The sequence below is a fragment of the Noviherbaspirillum sp. UKPF54 genome, assembly GCF_007874125.1.
Classification (GTDB): Bacteria; Pseudomonadota; Gammaproteobacteria; order Burkholderiales; family Burkholderiaceae_D; genus Noviherbaspirillum.
Window position 1 is genome coordinate 3,126,612 of sequence record NZ_CP040128.1, and the last position, 19,574, is coordinate 3,146,185.

A 19,574-nucleotide genomic window follows, 5' to 3' on the forward strand; every position below is an offset into this window, starting at 1 on the left:
CCAATTTGCAATCCAGAACGTGCGGCTTCTCCTGCTCAAAATCAGAATATATCTCCAGGGCCTGTTCTCGGATCTGTTCCCGGCGTCGCAAGCGCATTCCATGTTGCCGTGGGCTACCGTCATCGGCGTGGTCGGTGCATTGACGACCATTGCATTTCGCGAAAGTTTGAACGGTGTGCAATGGTTGCTATTCGGACATAGCGGCTCGCTGGTCGCGATGGCCGCCGACCTGCCGTGGTATATGCGCATGATCATGCCGGCAGCCGGCGGCGTAGTGGCCGGTGTCTTCCTTGTGCTGGCCCGGCGCTATGCGCCCGGCGCGACGTCGGACTACATGGAAGCGATCGCCATCGGCGACGGCCGTATTTCGCTGCCGCAGACCCTGCTGCGCAGTCTTTCATCCCTGTGCACGATCGCGTCGGGCGGATCGATCGGGCGCGAAGGGTCGATGGTGCAGTTGTCCGCGCTGTGCGCATCCATACTAGGCCGCTTCACCCAGTTCGATCCGGTCCGGCTGCGCCTGTTGGTCGCCTGCGGCGCGGCCGCCGGCATCACTTCCGCCTACAACGCGCCGATCGCCGGCGCTTTCTTCGTGACCGAGATCGTACTGGGTTCGATCGTTATGGAAAACTTCGGGCCGGTACTGGTGGCGTCGGTGGTCGCCAACATTACCATGCGCAAGTTCCCGGGATACCAACCCGCCTATGAAATGCCGCCCTTCCCGGAAATCGCCAATCTGGAAGTGGTGCTTTTCGTCGGCCTGGGAGTGATCGCCGGGCTCGCGGCGCCGCAATTCCTGCGCCTGCTCGATCTGTTCAAGGACCGCTTTCGCAAAAGCAGGCTGCCGCTTCCGGCCCGGCTGGGTGTCGGTGGCCTGATCGTCGGCCTGCTATCGGTTTGGGTGCCGCAGGTATGGGGCAACGGTTACAGCGTGGTCAATTCCCTGCTACACCAGCCATGGGTATGGAGTACCGTGCTGATGGTGCTGATCTTCAAGATCGTCGCCACTGCCGTCACCACCGGCTCGGGCGCCGTCGGCGGCATCTTCACGCCGACCCTGTTCGTAGGGGCGGCAATCGGCCAGCTGTTCGGACAGATGATGCACCTGGTGTGGCCGCATGCGGTATCGGCGCCCTTCACCTATGCGATGGTGGGCATGGGCGCCTTTCTCGCTGCCGCCACCAATGCACCGCTGATGGCGATCCTCATGATTTTCGAAATGACCCTGAGCTATCAGGTAATGCTACCGCTGATGCTGTCCTGCGTAGTCGCGTATTTCATCGCGCGCCACATCGAGAGCACGTCAATGTACGAAGTCACCATCCGCCGCAATCGCGAGGAAAAAGCCCGCTTGCGCCTGCGCAGCACGCAGATGCGGGAACTGATCAAGCCGGCGGAAACGGTCTTGCCCCTGCATGCAAGCTTCGACGACCTGACTAAGATGTTCCTGCAGCATCCGGTCAAGTACATCTACATCGTCGACGACGCCAACCGCTTCGAGGGCGTGGTGGCCTTGCGGGATCTGGCCTCGGTCTTTGTCGACAAGAGTGCCGCAATCGCCAGGCAAGCGAAGGATTTCCTGCGCCGCGACCTGCTGCACGTGATTACGCCCGAGATGTCGCTGGACGATGCGCTGCAGCGCTTCCTGACGCACCAGGGCGAACGCTTGCCGGTGATTCAGAGCGCGGACAATCCGGTTCTGCTCGGCGTGGTCTACAAGACTTCGCTGCTGGACGCTTATTTCCGGCTGAACGGCTGAAACCGCTTTCCTCTCCCCCGACCTGTTGCCGGAGCCCCAAAAGCAAACATCCCGCCGCGGTCACCCGGGACGGGATGCGTTTCTTGCAGTTGCCGGCTTGAATAGATCCTAAGCGTGCAAGCCCTCGACCGTCTGCCGCGGCTCATGGCGGTTCTTCAGCACTTGAGGCGCGAGCGATCCTAGGATCATGCCTCCGAATGCGGCGATCAGGCCAGCAAGCTGCCCCGGGAAGCGCTCACCGAGCGCCGTCACCTGAGGGAAGAAAAGAATCCAGGTGCCGACGCCGACGCCCAGCGAAAAAATCGCGCCCTGCGTTGTAGCGCGCCGCCAGTACAGCCCCATGACCAGCGGGACAAACGCGCCGACAAGGGTCACCTGATAGGCGGCCGAAACCAGCTCATAAATGGACGTGCCCTTCATGGCGATCGCATAGGTCAGCACCAGCGCGGCGAACACGACCAGCGTGCAACGCATGGCAAACAATTGCTGCCGGTCGCTCATGTGCGGGCGCAGATTCTTGAGGATGTTTTCGACAAAGCTGGTGGAAGGCGCCAGAAGCGTGGCTGACGAGGTGCTCTTGATGGCGGACAGCAGCGCGCCGAAGAAAAAGATCTGCATCACAAGCGGCATCTTGGTCATGATGAACGTCGGCAGCAGGCGCTGGTAATCGCTTTTCGCCAGAGCGAGCGCCCCCTCGCCCATGACAACCACGGCGGACGCGACGATAAACATCGGCACGAAGGCGAACAGGATGTAGCTGGCGCCGCCGATGATGGCGCCGGTGCGCGCGGTGGAGGCATCCTTGGCCGACATGACGCGCTGGAACACGTCCTGTTGCGGAATGCTGCCTAACATCATCGTCAGTCCCGCGCCGATGAAGAACACCGTATCGGTAAAGGTCGGCTGCGGCAGGAAGTTCCACAGATTGGACCGGGCCGCCAGCGTGAACACCTTGTCGGATCCTCCAGCCAGGTCGGCGGAGAAGAAGGCGATGACGCTCAGGCCGATCACCAGCACGATCATCTGGATGAAATCGGTCCAGGCCACGGCCAGAAAACCGCCGATCACGACGTAGACCAGCACGGCCAGCGTGCCGACGATCATGCCGGCCGTCTCCGACATCGCGCCGTTCGTCAGCACCGAGAACACCAGGCCGAGCGCGGTGATCTGCGCCGCCACCCAGCCCAGGTAGCTGACGATGATCGCGACCGAACAAAACACTTCCACTCCCTTGCCGTAGCGCTGGCGGTAGAAATCGCCGATGGTCAGCAGGTTCTGCCTGTACAGCCGGATGGCGAAGAACATGCCCACCAGGATCAGGCAGGTGCCGGCGCCGAACGGATCTTCGACAATCGCGTTCAAGCCGCCCTGCACAAACCGCGCCGGAATCCCCATCACGGTTTCGGCGCCGAACCAGGTTGCGAACGTCGTCGTCACGACCATTATCAACGGCAGGCTGCGGCCGGCGACGGCAAAGTCACTGGTATTGCGGATGCGCGTGCCCGCCCATACGCCCAGCGCCAACGTACCCAACAAGTACAGCACGACAAAGGAAATCAGCGTGTAGTTCATCGAAGTATGCTCCGGGCGAAAAATCGGCTCATTATAATGAAGACTTTTTGGCGGCTAATGACTTTTCGTTGGCTGCGCAAGCCTGGGCGCTGGCCGGATCACATCGGCGCAATCACGGCCGGCGGCGCCAAACCTGCCAACGCTCCTTTCCGGCAAAGACCGGAACGGAATCGGTGACCGCGTCGTCCGCGATGCGGTCGAAATAGGGGGAGAGCAGTGTTTCGAGCCCGCTCGGCGTAACGCCGAACGGCGGCCCCTTGGGCGCCTCATCGAAATAGAAGAACCCGGCCAGCAGCCCGCCGGGTGGCAGCAATGCGGCCCAGCGTTCGGCGACTGACGGCCATAGCCGGCGCGGCAAGGCGCAAAGGAAGGCACGCTCGTAGATCAGCCCGAGCGGACGGAACGGCACGAATTCGAAGAAATCGGCTTGCAGCACCCGGTCGCCCCATCGTCCCAGCAGCGCGCGCGCGGCGTCGACCGCCACCGGAGAAAAATCGATCGCGGTCACGTCCCAGCCGGCCTCGGACAAATACGCCGCTTCATACGCGCTACCGCACCCGGGAATCAGCGTGGTGTATGGCCGTTCCGCATGCGCGACGAATTGCCGCAGCGCGGCAGGCACGGCGCCGAGGTCCCATGGCGTAAAGCGCTGCGCGAAGCGCTCGGACCAGAAATCCGATGCGGCTGGGTCACGAGATGCGAATTCGGGCATGTCACCACCACATGAAGTGATACCAACGGTTCAGTATTTGCGCGGCCACGATCCCTACCGCCAGGCCACCGCCGAAATACACGCCGAAGCCCAGCAGCCGGTTGGTGCGCCGCTGTTCGGCGATCAGCTCCTTGAGCAAGTCGTTGTTTTGCCGCGGCGGCTGTTCCGACTGGGCTTGCAGTGCCTGGTGGACCAGGCGCGGCAATTGCGGAATCAGCTTGTTGTAGTGCGGCGCCTCCTCCTTCAGGCGCGCCACCAGCCCGCGCCAGCCGATCTGCTCCTGCATCCAGCGCTCCAGGTAGGGCTTGGCGGTTTTCCACAGGTCGAGGTCGGGGTCGAGTTGGCGGCCCAAGCCTTCGATGTTGAGCAGGGTTTTCTGCAGCAGCACCAGTTGCGGCTGCACCTCGACATTGAAACGGCGCGACGTCTGGAACAGGCGCAAGAGCACCTGGCCGAAAGAAATGTCGCGCAGCGGCCGGTCGAAGATCGGCTCGCAGCAGGCGCGCACCGCCGACTCCAGTTCGTCGACCCGGGTGTCCCTGGGCGCCCAGCCCGATTCGATATGCGCTTCCGCCACGCGCTTGTAGTCGCGACGGAAGAAGGCCAGGAAATTCTGCGACAGGTAATCCTTATCATAGTCGGTCAGCGTGCCGACGATGCCGAAGTCGAGCGCGATATAGCGGCCGAAAGTGGCCGGATCGGTCGACACCAGGATATTCCCCGGGTGCATGTCGGCGTGGAAGAAGCCGTCGCGGAACACCTGGGTGAAAAAGATTTCGACGCCGTCGCGCGAGAGCTTCTTGATGTCCACGCCTTCTGCCACCAGGCGGTCGATCTGCGAGATCGGAATGCCGCGCATGCGCTCCATCACGATCACCGAGGTCGAGCAGTAATCCCAGAACATCTCCGGCACGATCAGCAGGTCCGAACCCATGAAATTGCGGCGCAGCTGGCTGGCGTTGGCCGCCTCGCGCATCAGGTCGAGTTCGTCGTGCAGGTATTTGTCGAATTCGGCGACCACTTCCTTGGGTTTCAGGCGCCGGCCATCGGCCCACAGCGCCTCGACCCAGCCGGCGGTGATCTTCATGAGGGCGATGTCGTCGTCGATCGAGCGCCGCATGCCGGGGCGCAGCACCTTGACGGCAACTTCGGTGCCATCCTTGAGCGTGGCGAAATGCACCTGCGCGATCGAGGCGGAAGCCACCGGTTCGCGCTCGAAGCGGGCGAACAGCTGGTCCGGATGGGCGCCGAGGGACTTCTTGATCTGCGCGATGGCAAGATCGGAGTCGAACGGCGGCACACGGTCCTGCAGCAAGGCGAGTTCATCGGCGATATCGGCCGGCATCAGGTCGCGCCGGGTCGACAGCACCTGGCCGAACTTGACGAAGATCGGCCCGAGCTCCTCCAGCGCCTGGCGCAGGCGCACGCCGCGCGGCTTCGAAATGTCGCGCCAAAAGAACACCGCCGCGATGAACCTGGCGATGCGCGGCCGGGCCAGTCCCGCCATGGCGATGTCATCCCAGCCGTACTTGTATGCTACCCGGGCAATTTTCAGAACCCGCAAGAATTTGAAGATCATTGGGGTCCTGGATCAGCGTCCGTTGAGGTTGAGTTTTTCGAGACGCTTGGCGAGACGCTCGACGTCGTCGCGCAGTTTCGATACTTCATCCGAAAAATCGGCAACCGCCTGCGGCCGTACCAATACCGGCTTCTCGTCGAGCAGGTATTCGGCCACGTTTTCGGCCAGCTTCTGCTGCGTCGACTTCGCCGTTTCCATGGCCGCCTTCATGCCGGCCACCACGCGGGTGGCGGGAATATCGCCGATCAGCCTGGCGAGGTCGTCTTCGGCTTCCCAGCGCAGGTTCTGGCCGAGGTGCGAAATGGTATTGGCAAAATCCGCATCTCCCTCGAGCTGCACATACGAGAAGGCGCGCTCACGGTTTTGCATGATCAGCGGCAGGTCGGACATCTTCACGCGGATCGTCACATTGGCCGCTTCGCCGGCCGGCGCCGCCTGTACCATGCCGTCGGCGGCAACTTTCAGCCGCACGGTCGCCAAGCCGCCGTCGAAATGGGCGATCTTGCCGACGTGCCGCACAAGTTCGGCGCGCGCCCAGGATTCCCGGGCCAGCAGGTGGTTGATGGTGGCGGAGACAGGTGTAGAGATCATGATGACAAAACAAAACCGCCCGTGGGATTCACGGGCGGTCCTAAGTTTACCAGTTTGCGGCGCTTGCCTACGACAATTGTTGGATGCCGGCCAGTACCCAGCCGCCCTGCCCGGACAACGGTTTGGACAGGTTCCAGATCTCGGCGAACGGTTCCGCAGGCGCGTTTTCCGCTTCCTTGATCATGCCGGAAAACCGCACGCTGGCCAGGTAGTCGCTGGCCGCGGTTTCAATGCCGAGCAACTCCGCATCGAGCGACACCACGTCGGTGACATTGGGCGAGGCGCCGCGCTCCTGCAACTGCAGGCGCAGTTCGCCGAACATTTCTGGCGTCGTGAATTCGCGGATGTCGTTGATGTCGGCGCGGTCCCAGGCCGCCTGCAGCCGGATGAAATAAGTCTTGGCATGACGCAGGAAGGCCGGCGCGTCGAAGCCGGGCGGCAGACCCTGCGCGGCGCCGGCCACCGGCTCGCCCTGCAAGGCCGCCGGCCGCTCCGGCTGCGCCAGGCCCGAACCGATGTCCGGCGTGCGCGGCCCCTGATAGGCGCCGGCATAGGCCGGCTCGCCGCGCCCGTCGCTCTTGCCACGCAACAGGCGCATGACGAACATCGCGACCAGCACCAGCAAGCCGATCATCAGGAGCGTGCCGATCAGGCCCGCCGCCGCGCCGCCCAGTCCGAAGTGGGACAGCAATGCGCCGAGCCCGAGGCCGAGCAGCGCACCGCCGAGAATATTGCGCCACGGGGTAGCCGGTTTCTGCGGCATGCTTTGCGGCGCTGTCGACGGCGACGCCTGCCTCTGCTGGCTGTAATTCTGGTTCGACGGCGCCGGCGCCTGACGGCTATAGCTCTGCGACTGCCGGCCGAACGATCCGCCGCCGCCCAGGCGTTTCGCGTCAGCGTCGGACACGACGACCGACATGGCGCCCAGTGCCAGCATCAATACAATCAAGAACCGTTTCATGCGACCTCCTGTGCCTACAGCTTGATCCCCGTATGAAGCGCGGCCACGCCGGCCGTCAGATTAAAGTACTCGACGCGCTCCAGCCCCGCGTCCTGCATCATCTTTTTGAGGGTTTCCTGGTCCGGGTGCATGCGGATCGATTCGGCCAGATAGCGGTAGCTTTCCGAATCGTTCGCGATGCGCTTGCCCAGCCAGGGCAACACGGAAAACGAATAGACGTCGTATGGCTTTTGCAGCAGCTCCCACACCTTGGAAAACTCCAGCACCAGCAATTTTCCGCCCGGTTTCAGCACGCGCTGCATTTCCGCGAGCGCGGCGTCCTTGTGCGTCATGTTGCGCAAGCCGAAGGCAACCGATACGCGATCGAAGTAATTGCTCGGGAACGGCAGTTTTTCGGCATCACACAGCAAGGTGGGCGTCACCATCCCCTTGTTCAGGAGCCGGTCGCGGCCGACGCGCAGCATCGATTCGTTGATATCGGTCAGCCAGACCTCGCCGCTCGGCCCCGCCTGCTTGGCAAACGCCTTGGCCAAGTCACCGGTGCCGCCTGCGATATCCAGCACCTTGAACCCCGGGCGCACGCCGGCCTGGGCGATCGTGAATGTCTTCCACAGGCGATGCAGGCCGCCGGACATCAGGTCGTTCATCACGTCGTATTTCGATGCGACGGAGTGAAAAACCTGGGCAACTTTCTGTGCCTTTTCTTCTTCGGGAACGGTTTGATAACCGAAATGCGTGGTATTGGTCATGATGAAAGCCTGTTAGTCCAGGCGGCATTATACAAGTGCAGACAGAATGGCAAGCCTTACGTTCCCCGCACAAGGTCGAGATGGCGATTTCACTTACCCGGAATCAAGTCCGGGCATGGGAAATTCAATGATGCCCGCAGCCTTTGGCGGCTGTCGCCATCGGCGCGTCGCGGCCGGATTCGCGGGTAAATCCTGCTGCTTCCAGCCGCTTCAGGTAGTCTTCCCACAGCTGCGCCTGGCTGGCGCCCAGCGAATGCAGGTAATCCCAGGTGTAGATGCCGCTGTTATGGCCATCGGAAAAATGCGGCTGGATCGCATAGTTCCCGACCGGTTCCAGCGCCGTAACCAGCACGTCGCGCTTGCCGGTCTGCAGCACTTCCTGCCCTACGCCATGGCCGCGCACTTCGGCCGAGGGCGAATAGACGCGCAACAGCTCGAACGGCAAGGAAAACGTTTCTCCGGTGTCGAACGCGATTTCCAGCGTGCGCGACTTCGTGTGCACCGTCAGCCCGGTCGGCGCCGGAGGCACCTTCTTGGAGTCAGCCATCGTCACAGCAGCGATCCTTCAAAACGTGCCAGTATCGCGTCACGCAGCTTCGGCACCAGTGCCCGGCGCTTGGTCAGGTCGGCCGACGCCGGCGTGCGCCTGATCTCGCCCCAGATCGGATTGGGAAAATGCGCGTCGTCCTCATAGCGAGGAATCACATGCCAATGTAGATGCGGCGTGACGTTGCCGAGGCTAGCGACGTTGACCTTGTCCGGCCGCATCACCTCGCGCACAGCTTCCTCGACCTGCCAGACAGCGGCGATCAGGATCGCGCGCTCGGCCGTCGAGAGGTCCGTCATTTCCCGCACGTGCGCATTCCAGATCACCCGGCAAAAGCCCGGGTAATGGTCGTCATCCACCAGCACGATACGGTAATTATCATCCCGGTAGACGACGTCGCCACCGGGATGGATGCACAGTTCGCAGGATTGTTTGGACATGGCTCTTACACTAATACGCGTTCGATGCCGCCATTGTTGGCGCGCGCCACATACTCCGGCAGCCAGTTCTCGCCCAGCAGGTACTTCGCCATTTCGATCACGATGTAATCGGCTGTGGTATCGGCATCTTCGTTATAACGGAGCAGGCCCTGCAGGCAGGACGGGCAAGACGTCAGGATCTTGACGTCGCCGGTGAAACCGTCGGCACGCAGCTTGTCCGCGCCCTTGCGCATTTCCTCTTCCTTGCGGAAACGCACTTGGGTGGAAATATCCGGACGTCCAACGCCGAGCGTGCCCGATTCGCCGCAGCAACGTTCGTTCTTTTCGACCTTGTGCCCGTCCGCCGTGGTGATGAGCGCATTCACCGTCTTCATCGCGTCCTGCTGCTTCATTGGCGTGTGGCAGGGCTCATGGTACATGTAACGCACGCCACCCACGCCTTCCAGTTTCACGCCCTTCTCAAGCAGATATTCGTGGATGTCGATGATCCGGCAGCCAGGGAAAATCTTCTCGAATTCATAGCTCTGCAACTGGTCATAGCAGGTGCCGCACGATACAACGACCGTTTTGATATCGAGATAGTTCAATGTGTTGGCGACGCGGTGGAACAGGACGCGGTTGTCCGTCATCATCTTTTCCGCCTTATCGTACTGGCCATTACCGCGCTGCGGATAGCCGCAGCACAGGTAGCCGGGCGGCAGCACCGTCTGCACGCCGACATGCCACAGCATCGCCTGCGTCGCCAAGCCGACTTGCGAGAACAGCCTCTCCGAGCCGCAGCCCGGGAAGTAGAACACCGCTTCCGTGTCGGCCGTGGTGGTCTTCGGATCGCGAATGATCGGGACGATCTTGTTGTCCTCGATATCGAGCAAGGCGCGCGCGGTTTTCTTCGGCAGGTTGCCCGGCATCTTCTTGTTGATGAAGTGGATCACCTGTTCCTTGACCGGCGGCTTGCCGTGCGTGGCCGGCGGCGCCTTGGTCTGCTTCTTCGCAAATTTCTTCAGCACGTCGTTGGCCAGGCGCTGCGCCTTGTAGCCAAAGCCGGTCATCAACGCACGCGTGGCATTGATGGTGGCCGGGTCGGTCGCGTTCAGGAAAAACATGGCGGCGGCGGTACCGGGCTTGAACGATTTCTTGTCCATCTTGCGCAGCAGGTTGCGCATGTTCATCGACACGTCGCCGAAATCGATATCGACCGGGCATGGATTGACGCACTTATGGCAGACCGTGCAGTGATCGGCCACGTCCTCGAATTCTTCCCAGTGCTTGATCGACACGCCGCGGCGGGTCTGTTCTTCGTACAGGAAGGCTTCCACCAGCAACGAGGTGGCGAGAATCTTGTTGCGCGGCGAGTACAGCAGGTTCGCGCGCGGCACGTGGGTGGCGCACACCGGCTTGCATTTGCCGCAGCGCAGGCAATCCTTGACGCTGTTGGCGATGGCGCCGATATCGCTTTGCTGCATGATCAGCGATTCATGCCCCATCAGGCCGAACGACGGCGTATACGCGTTGCGCAGGTCGGCCGGCATATCGGGATCGTTCAACAGCTTGCCCTTGTTGAAGCGCCCTTCCGGGTCGACCCGCTTCTTGTAATCGCGGAAGTCGCCGATTTCCTCTTCGGTCAGGAATTCGAGCTTGGTGATGCCGATGCCGTGCTCGCCCGAGATCACGCCGTCGAGCGAACGCGCCAGCACCATGATGCGCGCAACAGCGGCATGCGCATCCTGCAGCATCTCGTAGTGGTCGGAGTTGACCGGGAGGTTGGTGTGCACGTTGCCGTCGCCGGCGTGCATGTGCAGCGCGACGAACACGCGCCCGCGCAGCACGCGCTTGTGGATCGCGCCGCATTCGTCGAGGATCAGCTTGAACGCGCCGCCGTTGAAGATCTGGCGCAGTTGCGCGCGCACTTCGGCCTTCCACGACACGCGGATGGTGCGATCCTGCACCACGTGGAACACCTTGGCGTTAGGTTGGCGCGACAGGCGCTCGTCAATCCAGGTCATCGGCACCTGCAGCACCGCCAGCTCGTCGCGTGCTTCATACAACGGCTTGTCGAGCTGGGTCAGCAGGTAGGACCAGCGCGCATGCGTCAGGTCCACCAGCTGCAGCGCCTGCGCGACGCGGTCGCCCAGCAGCTCTTCCGGTGGGATGTCGTTGGCCTCCGCGTCTTCGCTCTTGCCGAGAGGGAGATGGCTGCCGGCGAAAAAGCCGCGCAACTCGTCCAGAAACTGCAGCTTGTTCTTGATCGACAGTTCGATATTGATGCGTTCGATACCGTCGGTGTATTCGCCCATGCGGTTCAGCGGGATCACGACGTCTTCGTTGATCTTGAACGCGTTGGTGTGCTTGGCGATCGCGGCGGTGCGCGCGCGATCGAGCCAGAATTTCTTGCGAGCTTCCGGGCTGACCGCGACGAAGCCTTCGCCGACGCGGGCGTTGGCCATGCGTATCACCTCGGAGGCCGCGCGCGCCACCGCTTCCTCGTCGTCGCCCACGATATCGCCGAACAGCGCCATTTTCGGCAGCACGCCGCGCTTGGACTTGGTCGCATAGCCGACCGCGCGCAGGTAGCGCTCGTCCAGGTGCTCCAGGCCAGCGAGAATGGCGCCGCCCTTCTTCGCTTCGGCGTCGAGATAATCCTTGATCTCGACGATGGATGGAATCGCCTCGCGCGCCTGGCCGAAGAATTCCAGGCACACGGTGCGCGCATGCTTCGGCATCTTGTGCAGGATCCAGCGCGCCGAGGTAATCAAGCCGTCGCAGCCTTCCTTCTGCACGCCGGGCAGACCGGCCAGGAATTTGTCGGTGACATCCTTGCCGAGCCCCTCCTTGCGGAAGCGCCGGCCTTCGATTTCCAGGGTTTCGGTTCTGAACGGCTTGTTGCTCTTGCCCTTCTCGTTCGGATGGGTCCACTCCAGCTTGAACTTCGCCACCGGCGCGTCATGGATCTTGCCCAGGTTGTGTTCCAGGCGCGTGACTTCCAGCCAGTCGCCGTTGGGGTCGACCATGCGCCAGCTCGCCAGGTTGTCGAGCGCGGTGCCCCACAACACGGCCTTCTTGCCGCCGGCGTTCATCGCGATATTGCCGCCGATGCAGGAGGCTTCCGCCGAAGTCGGATCGACCGCGAACACGAAGCCGGCCTTTTCGGCGGCGTCCGACACGCGCTTGGTGACCACACCGGCGCCGGAATAAATCGTGGCGTACGGCCGGTCGACACCGGGCAGCGTCGTCATTTCGACGGCGCCGAGCTGTTCCAGCTTTTCGGTGTTGATGACGGCCGACAGCGGCGTCAGCGGCACTGCGCCGCCGGTGTAGCCGGTGCCGCCGCCGCGCGGAATGATGGTCAACCCTAGCTCTATGCACGCCTTCACCAGCCCGGCCATTTCATCCTCGGTATCCGGCGTCAGCACGACGAACGGATATTCGACGCGCCAGTCGGTGGCGTCGGTCACGTGCGACACGCGCGACAGTCCGTCAAACTTGATGTTGTCCTTCGCGGTGTAACGCGCCAGCACCTTGTTGGCGCGCTTGCGCAAATCATAGGTACGGCGGAATTCTTCGGCAAAATCGGCAACGGCCTTGCGCGCCGCTTTCACCAGAAGCTCGACATTGGCGCTGCGGCGCCGGGCCTGAGCGTCTCCGGCTTCGGCCAGATCGGTGGAGAGCCGGCGCTTCTCGACTTCGCTCAAGCGGTGATTGAGCGCATCGATCAGATCCTGGCGCCGCTTCGGATTGTCGAGCATGTCGTCCTGCAAATACGGATTGCGGCGGACGACCCAGATATCGCCCAGCACTTCGTACAGCATGCGCGCGGAACGGCCGGTCTGGCGCTCGCCGCGCAACTCGTCCAGAACGCGCCACGCATCTTCGCCCAGCAGGCGCATCACGATTTCGCGGTCGGAAAACGAGGTGTAGTTGTAAGGAATTTCGCGCAAGCGCGTCGGGGCGGTGCCGCTCGGGGCATCGGAAAGCAGAGCTTGGATTTGTGCGGGGGCGTTCATCAAAAATAGTAGTACTAACCCTTAAAGGTGCATTTTAGCGTATTGCAATGCACCGGGCGGAAACAGCCTTACTTCTTATGCGGCCAAAAAGCGCGAAGCATGCCTGCAAAAGCGGCATCTTCGCCAAAAACTTGCTGTTACAGGCGGAAAGCAACAAAAAATTATTGCCACATATGCAAGGAGGATGACATCAATCCCGCCGGGCGGCACTCTTAGGTGATCCAGCTTGCCACCCGGTGCCAGAACCCGTCCGGCACATACAGCAGCAGCGAGGTAATCGTCACGTAGCGCAGGAACTTCCCCACCGCCATGTAAAGCACGCACGGCCAGAACGGCAGCTTGAGCCAGCCGCCGACCGTGCATAACGGGTCGCCCACGCCCGGCAGCCACGCCAGCAGCATGGCTCTGGCGCCGAACCGCTCCAGCCATCCGAACCAGTGCGTGGCACGCTCTCTGGCGAACGTCTGCTTGGCGCCATAGCCCATCCAGTAATCGACGGCGCCGCCGAGCGTATTGCCGGCCGTGGCCACGAGAATGGCCGGCCACAGCAGTGCGGAATTCGCCTTGACCACGGCAAAGACCGCCGGTTCCGACCCCATCGGCAGCAAGGTCGCCGACACGAAGCTAATGATGAACACCGACGTCAGGCCGACGTCGGGAACGGCCAGAACGCTCATCAGCCAGCGGATTGCGGATTCGATCATCGATTGCGGATAAATGCGTGCCCGGGGACGCCGGGCGCGGACGTGAGAAAGAGGCGCAAATAGCGTCGCCCAAAATTCATCGGGCCAGTCCATTATAATGTCCCGCTCGGCATGCCAATTTATTCAAGCACATGCCAATCACAGCCAAGCCATGACTACCGACTACCTACAGAAAATCCTGACCGCCCGCGTCTACGATGTCGCAGTAGAATCCCCCCTCGAATTCGCCCCCACGCTGTCGCAGCGCATGGGCAACCAGATTTACCTGAAGCGCGAAGACATTCAAAGCGTGTTCAGCTTCAAGCTGCGCGGCGCCTACAACAAGATGGCGCACCTGCCTCCGGCGCAGCTGAAGCGCGGTGTCATCTGCGCCTCGGCAGGCAACCATGCGCAGGGCGTCGCCCTGGCAGCATCCAGGCTGGGCTGCCGCGCCGTGATCGTAATGCCGACCACCACGCCGCCGGTCAAGATCGAGGCAGTCAAGGCGCGCGGCGGTGAAGTCGTGCTGCACGGCGACTCCTACACCGACGCCTACAACCATGCGCTCACCCTGGAGAAGAAGGAAAAACTCACCTTCGTGCACCCGTTCGACGACCCGGACGTGATCGCCGGACAGGGCACGATCGCCATGGAAATCCTGCGCCAGCATCCGGGCCCGATTCACGCGATTTTCGCCGCCATCGGCGGCGGCGGCCTGATTTCGGGCGTGGCGGCTTTCGTGAAGGCGGTACGCCCCGACATCAAGGTGATCGGCGTGCAATCGACCGACTCCGACGCCATGGCGCGCAGTATCAAGGCGGGACGGCGCGTCACCCTGCCGGACGTCGGCCTATTCTGCGACGGCACTGCCGTCAAGCTGGTCGGCGAGGAGACCTTCCGCCTGACCAAGAAATATGTGGATGACATCATCACGGTCGACACCGACGCGGTGTGCGCGGCCCTGAAGGATGTGTTCCAGGATACGCGCAGCATCCTCGAGCCTTCCGGCGCACTCGCCCTGGCCGGCGCCAAGGAATATATCGAACGTTCCAAGGCCGGCAAGAAGCCGCTCAAGAACGAAACGCTGGTCACGATCGCCTGCGGCGCCAACATGAATTTCGACCGCCTGCGCTTCGTCGCGGAACGTGCCGAAGTCGGTGAGGCGCGCGAAGCAGTATTCGCCGTGACGATCCCTGAGGAGCGAGGCAGCTTCAAGCGCTTCTGCGAACTGATCGGCCCGCGCAACGTGACCGAATTCTCCTACCGCATCAGCGACGAAAAGGAAGCGCATGTATTCGTCGGCCTGCAGATCGCCAGCCGCGAGGAACCCGGCAAGATCACCAAGAATTTCGAGAAGCACGGTTTCCGTTCCATCGATCTGACGCATGACGAACTGGCCAAGCAGCACGTCCGCCACCTAGTCGGCGGCAAGAGTCCGCTGGCGCACGACGAACTGCTGTACCGCTTCGAATTCCCGGAACGCCCGGGCGCGCTCATGCGCTTCCTCGCCAGCATGGCGCCGAACTGGAATATCAGCCTCTTCCATTACCGCAACCAGGGCGGCGATGTCGGCCGCATCCTGGTCGGCCTGCAGGTACCGAAGAAGGAAATGAAGGCATTCCGCGAATTCCTGTCGACGCTGGGCTACCGTAACTGGGACGAAAGCGAGAATCCGGCGTACAAGCTGTTCCTGTAAGCGCTCCACGCCGCCCACATCCCCGGCAAGCCCGCTTAGGCAGGCTTGCCGGCAGAACCGTCCGGTGCGCATGCTGTCATAACAGGCAATGCCCACCGATCAATCTCGTCATGGCGAATTCGCCATCCATGGCATGAGCACAAACAACCTCCCCGAATCTTCGCCGCTGGGCAAACCGACCGCCTACCAGGCCGAATACTCCCCGTCGCTGCTGTTCCCCATCCCGCGGCAAGCGAAACGCGAAGAAATCGGGATCACCGGCACCCTGCCCTTCTTCGGTGTCGATATCTGGAACGCGTACGAGGTGTCATGGCTGAACTCGCGCGGCAAGCCGCAAGTCGCCATCGCCACATTCACCGTGCCGGCCGACTCGCCCAACATCATCGAGTCCAAGTCGTTCAAGCTGTATCTCAACTCGTTCAACCAGACCCGGCTGGCCGGCCCGGACGCCTTGCTGGATTTGCTGCGCACCGATTTGTCAGCCGGCTTCGGCGCCCCGGTACAAGTCGCGCTGACGCTGCCGGACGCCTTCCCGTCGCTTAGGATGGGCGAACTCGAAGGCTTGCTGCTGGATCGACTCGACATCGAAGTCAACGAATATCAGCCTATGCCATCGCTGCTGAAAGCCAATCATGCCGAAGCGATGGTCGAAGAAACGCTGGTATCGCACCTGCTCAAGTCAAATTGCCTGGTGACCGGCCAGCCGGATTGGGGTAGCGTCCAGATCCGCTATGCGGGCGCCCAGATTGACCAGGAAGGGCTGTTGCAATACCTGATCGGTTTTCGCAATCACAATGAATTCCATGAACAATGCGTGGAACGGATTTTCATGGACATCATGCGCCAGTGCCGGCCGCAGAAACTGGCTGTCTACGCGCGTTACACGCGGCGCGGCGGCTTGGACATCAATCCGTGGCGCAGCAACTTCACGACGGCGCAACGTCCGTCCAATTTACGCAATGCCCGCCAATAACCTTCGGCAATAACTATTAGAAACTTCCCTCCTGAACAGCACTCTAATATATATGCCGGTTTTGGCCGACATACTTCGTTTCGAAGCCCAATATTAGATTGATCGCTTGCACTATTTTCCTGCTCTCAATCAAAGTATCTGCCCAACGCGCGGCATATTCTTCGGCATTACGATATCGAAAAAGAGGTCTATAATCCGTTTCGGACGCCAATTTTGTGCAACGCAACATAGAATTTTGCAACATGACTAACCTCGCAAAAATCCTGTCGGCAAGCAATGTCGTTCTTGATCTCGAAGTATCGAGCAAGAAGCGCGCATTCGAGCAGGCGGGACTGATCTTTGAAAACAATTGCGGCATTGCGCGCTCAGTAGTGTCCGACAACCTGTTTGCGCGCGAGCGGCTGGGATCGACCGGGTTGGGCCATGGAGTAGCCGTGCCGCATGGACGGATCAAGGGATTGAAATCGCCGCTGGCGGCCTTCGTGCGGCTGAAGGAGCCCATTCCGTTCGAATCGCCCGACGGACAGCCGGTGAGACTACTGGTTTTCCTGCTCATTCCGGACCAGGTGACGCAGCAGCATCTGGAAATCCTGTCAGAAATCGCCGAAATGTTTTCCGATGAGGGCTTCCGCAACGTACTGACTACAGACCCGGATCCATTATCGGTACATGCACGCATTGTTGCACGACAGCCAATCGCGCATGCATAATCCGGACAGTTTCCTCTGTCCATCCGTACCATGCCCACTGCCACCCATCTGACCATTCAGCAGCTTTACGACGATACCCGCGAAGCGCTACAGTTGGGCTGGTTTGCCGGCTTTCCCGGCGGCGAGCGCCGCATCTCGGGCGATGCAACCTCGGCCGCCGACCAGGTCGGCCACCTGAACCTGATCCATCCCGGCCGCCTGCAAGTCTTCGGGCATCAGGAAATCCAGTATTACAACCGCCTTTCACCCTCGTCCCGCGCCTATCAGACGGAAGAACTGGTCGCCGGCGAGCCACCCGCATTCGTCATCGCGCAGGGACTCGAGACGCCGCCCTACATCCTGCAGGTATGCGACGAAAAGAACATCCCACTATTTTCCACGCCGCTGCCGGCCGCGCAGGTCATCGACTACCTGCGGGTATATCTGTCGAAAGAACTGGCGCAGCGCGTGACAATGCACGGTGTCTTCATGGACGTGCTCGGCGTGGGCGTGCTCATTACCGGCGAATCGGGCCTTGGCAAGAGCGAGCTTGGCCTGGAACTTATTTCGCGCAACCATGGGCTGGTGGCCGACGACGCCGTCGAATTCGCCCGCATCGCGCCCAATATGATCGAAGGGCGCTGCCCGCCCTTGCTGCAGAATCTGCTCGAAGTGCGCGGACTGGGCCTGCTTGACATCAAGACCATCTTTGGCGAAACAGCCGTGCGCCGCAAGATGCGGCTGAAGCTAATTGTGCACCTGGTCAGGCGCAGCACGCTGGAAGAAAACTACGAACGGCTGCCGCTGCATTCGCAGACCGAGGAAGTGCTCGGCCTACCGATCCGCAAGGTCGTCATCCCGGTAGAGGCCGGCCGCAACCTCGCGGTGCTGCTGGAAGCCGCCGTGCGCAATACTATCCTGCAGCTGCGCGGCATCGATACGCTCAAGGAATTCATGGAGCGGCAGCAGAAGGCCATGGGCAACGACTGATTCCGTCAGCCCTGCGAAAACAGAGCATGCGGTATCATAATCGCATGCGCATAATCCTCATCACTGGCATTTCCGGCTCCGGCAAATCGGTCGGATTGAATGCCCTCGAAGACGCCGGCTACTTCTGCGTCGACAACCTGCCTCCCAAGCTCCTGCGCCAGCTGGTCGCCACCCGACTGGAAGAGGGAGCAGACATGCTGGCCGTCGCCATGGATGCGCGCAGCGCCGATTCGCTGGCAGGACTGCCGGCCGATATCCAGCAACTGAAAAGCGAAGGCCACGACGTCAAGGTCCTGTTCCTGACAGCCAAGACCGAATCGCTGATCGCACGCTTTTCCGAAACCCGGCGCAGCCATCCGCTTTCGCACCGCAACCGGCCAGACAAGCAAGCCAGCGACCAGCCGACACTCACCGAATGCATCCTGCGCGAGCGAGAAATGCTGTCGCCGATCGAAGGCATCGGGCACGTCATCGACACTTCAGGACTGTCGGCCAACAAGCTGCGAGCATGGATCAAGGACATGGTGGCGACCGAGCGCGCACCTCTGACCTTGCTGTTCGAATCATTCGCATTCAAATTCGGCGTACCGCTGGACGCAGACCTGGTGTTCGATGTGCGCGTGCTGCCCAATCCTTACTACGATCTCAGCCTGCGCCCGTTTACCGGGCGCGACGCGCCGGTAATTGCATTTCTCGATACCCAGGCGCATGTCGCGGAACTGCTCACGGATATCCGCATGTTCATCGAAAAGTGGTTGCCCGCCTTTAAAAACGATAACCGCAGCTATCTGACCGTGGCCATCGGATGCACCGGCGGGCAGCATCGCTCGGTGTACATGGCAGAGCGACTGGCACAGCACTTCGGCGATTCGGAGCATGTCCTGCTGCGTCACCGCGAGTTGAATTGACATCGCAGCGCCCCCGTCCTTTACCGACCATGCCGCAAAACGCCACCTGGATTCCGCTTTTCCCTCTGAAGACGGTCCTTTTTCCGGCCGGAGTGCTGCCGCTGAAAGTATTCGAAGCGCGCTATATCGACATGGTGCGCGATTGCATGAAGGACGACGCGCCATTCGGCGTGGTGCTGATCAAATCCGGGCAGGAAGTGGGCGCTGCGGCCGAACCTGAGACGGTCGGCACGCTTGCCCGCATCGTGCATTGGGACATGCCCAGTCTCGGCGTCATGCTGCTGCGCATCCAGGGAGAAGAACGGTTTCGCATTCTCGACACACGCGTCTTGCCCGACAACCGGCTCGAAGCCCAGGTCGACATGATCGCGCCGGACACCGACGCACCGGTCAGCGCGATGCACGTCAACTGTGCAAAGGCCCTCAAGATCGTCATGGACGATATCGAAGCCAAAGGACAAGCGCAGCACGGCGAGTCATTCGACAGCCTGTTCGCCCTGCCGCTTCAGTTCGAAAGCACCGCGTGGGTTGCCAATCGCTGGTGCGAAATACTGCCGATTCCGCTCAAGGCGCGCCAGAAGCTACTGGAACTTGACGACGCGCAGGCCCGCCTTTCAATCGTCCACCAGTATTTGCAGCAGCACCGCATCATTTGACCGTATCAGATTCGATATGGACCGGGCCGGCCGCATGCGAGCCCGGCGTCGCAAGCTACCCCCAAGAC

Annotated in this window: 17 protein-coding genes; 7 read left to right on the forward strand and 10 right to left on the reverse strand. The window is 61.5% G+C overall.

Translation table 11 applies throughout. The features are described from left to right. Positions 1 to 19 precede the first annotated feature (19 nt). Positions 20 to 1,759 (forward strand): ClcB-like voltage-gated chloride channel protein, encoded by a 1,740-nt coding sequence (locus tag FAY22_RS14355; protein WP_146330838.1) that lies wholly within the window; start codon positions 20 to 22, stop codon positions 1,757 to 1,759. 108 nt (positions 1,760 to 1,867) lie between these two features. On the opposite strand, the gene FAY22_RS14360 is transcribed toward FAY22_RS14355, so the two are convergent. From FAY22_RS14360 to FAY22_RS14405, 10 genes are all read right to left on the reverse strand, one after another. Next, complete coding sequence (locus FAY22_RS14360) at positions 1,868 to 3,331, reverse strand: sodium:solute symporter family protein (RefSeq protein ID WP_146330839.1); 1,464 nt, start codon at positions 3,329 to 3,331, stop codon at positions 1,868 to 1,870. A gap of 112 nt (positions 3,332 to 3,443) precedes the next feature. Beyond that, positions 3,444 to 4,043, reverse strand: a complete 600-nt coding sequence (locus FAY22_RS14365) for a methyltransferase domain-containing protein (protein ID WP_146330840.1) — start codon at positions 4,041 to 4,043, stop codon at positions 3,444 to 3,446. 1 nt (position 4,044) lies between these two features. Beyond that, complete coding sequence (ubiB, locus tag FAY22_RS14370) at positions 4,045 to 5,622, reverse strand: ubiquinone biosynthesis regulatory protein kinase UbiB (RefSeq protein WP_146330841.1); 1,578 nt, start codon at positions 5,620 to 5,622, stop codon at positions 4,045 to 4,047. 12 nt (positions 5,623 to 5,634) lie between these two features. Then, positions 5,635 to 6,213, reverse strand: a complete 579-nt coding sequence (locus FAY22_RS14375) for an SCP2 domain-containing protein (protein WP_146330842.1) — start codon at positions 6,211 to 6,213, stop codon at positions 5,635 to 5,637. A 67-nt stretch (positions 6,214 to 6,280) separates the two neighbouring features. Beyond that, a complete protein-coding gene (locus FAY22_RS14380) occupies positions 6,281 to 7,174 on the reverse strand; it encodes a Tim44 domain-containing protein (protein WP_146330843.1) in 894 nt (297 codons plus the stop codon). A 14-nt stretch (positions 7,175 to 7,188) separates the two neighbouring features. Beyond that, positions 7,189 to 7,923, reverse strand: a complete 735-nt coding sequence (ubiE, locus tag FAY22_RS14385; RefSeq protein WP_146330844.1) for a bifunctional demethylmenaquinone methyltransferase/2-methoxy-6-polyprenyl-1,4-benzoquinol methylase UbiE — start codon at positions 7,921 to 7,923, stop codon at positions 7,189 to 7,191. Between the two features lie 124 nt (positions 7,924 to 8,047). Further along, a complete protein-coding gene (locus FAY22_RS14390) occupies positions 8,048 to 8,470 on the reverse strand; it encodes a gamma-butyrobetaine hydroxylase-like domain-containing protein (protein ID WP_146330845.1) in 423 nt (140 codons plus the stop codon). A 2-nt stretch (positions 8,471 to 8,472) separates the two neighbouring features. Next, positions 8,473 to 8,910 carry an HIT family protein gene (locus tag FAY22_RS14395; protein ID WP_146330846.1) on the reverse strand — a complete coding sequence of 146 codons (438 nt, stop codon included), beginning with the start codon at positions 8,908 to 8,910 and terminating at the stop codon, positions 8,473 to 8,475. Positions 8,911 to 8,915: 5 nt separating this feature from the next. Beyond that, positions 8,916 to 12,911 carry an FAD/FMN-binding oxidoreductase gene (locus FAY22_RS14400; protein WP_146330847.1) on the reverse strand — a complete coding sequence of 1,332 codons (3,996 nt, stop codon included), beginning with the start codon at positions 12,909 to 12,911 and terminating at the stop codon, positions 8,916 to 8,918. A gap of 212 nt (positions 12,912 to 13,123) precedes the next feature. Further along, the gene (locus FAY22_RS14405) at positions 13,124 to 13,615 is read right to left on the reverse strand and encodes a YqaA family protein (protein WP_146330848.1); all 492 of its coding nucleotides are present in this window, start codon (positions 13,613 to 13,615) and stop codon (positions 13,124 to 13,126) included. A gap of 151 nt (positions 13,616 to 13,766) precedes the next feature. Between FAY22_RS14405 and ilvA the strand changes: the two genes are divergently transcribed. The 6 genes from ilvA (at position 13,767) to FAY22_RS14435 (ending at position 19,506) form a co-directional block, all read left to right on the forward strand. Next, complete coding sequence (gene ilvA / locus FAY22_RS14410) at positions 13,767 to 15,290, forward strand: threonine ammonia-lyase, biosynthetic (RefSeq protein WP_246860516.1); 1,524 nt, start codon at positions 13,767 to 13,769, stop codon at positions 15,288 to 15,290. Between the two features lie 133 nt (positions 15,291 to 15,423). Further along, positions 15,424 to 16,263 (forward strand): NADPH-dependent 7-cyano-7-deazaguanine reductase QueF, encoded by an 840-nt coding sequence (gene queF / locus FAY22_RS14415; RefSeq protein ID WP_146330850.1) that lies wholly within the window; start codon positions 15,424 to 15,426, stop codon positions 16,261 to 16,263. A 242-nt stretch (positions 16,264 to 16,505) separates the two neighbouring features. Then, positions 16,506 to 16,973 carry a PTS sugar transporter subunit IIA gene (locus FAY22_RS14420; RefSeq protein WP_146330851.1) on the forward strand — a complete coding sequence of 156 codons (468 nt, stop codon included), beginning with the start codon at positions 16,506 to 16,508 and terminating at the stop codon, positions 16,971 to 16,973. A 30-nt stretch (positions 16,974 to 17,003) separates the two neighbouring features. Further along, positions 17,004 to 17,942 (forward strand): HPr(Ser) kinase/phosphatase, encoded by a 939-nt coding sequence (gene hprK / locus FAY22_RS14425; protein ID WP_146330852.1) that lies wholly within the window; start codon positions 17,004 to 17,006, stop codon positions 17,940 to 17,942. Between the two features lie 44 nt (positions 17,943 to 17,986). Then, positions 17,987 to 18,850: an RNase adapter RapZ gene (gene rapZ / locus FAY22_RS14430; protein ID WP_146330853.1), complete on the forward strand. Its 864-nt coding sequence runs from the start codon at positions 17,987 to 17,989 to the stop codon at positions 18,848 to 18,850. Continuing rightward, positions 18,847 to 19,506, forward strand: a complete 660-nt coding sequence (locus tag FAY22_RS14435; protein ID WP_246860517.1) for an LON peptidase substrate-binding domain-containing protein — start codon at positions 18,847 to 18,849, stop codon at positions 19,504 to 19,506. The genes rapZ and FAY22_RS14435 overlap by 4 nt, the downstream gene beginning before the upstream one ends. The last annotated feature ends 68 nt before the right edge of the window (positions 19,507 to 19,574 follow it).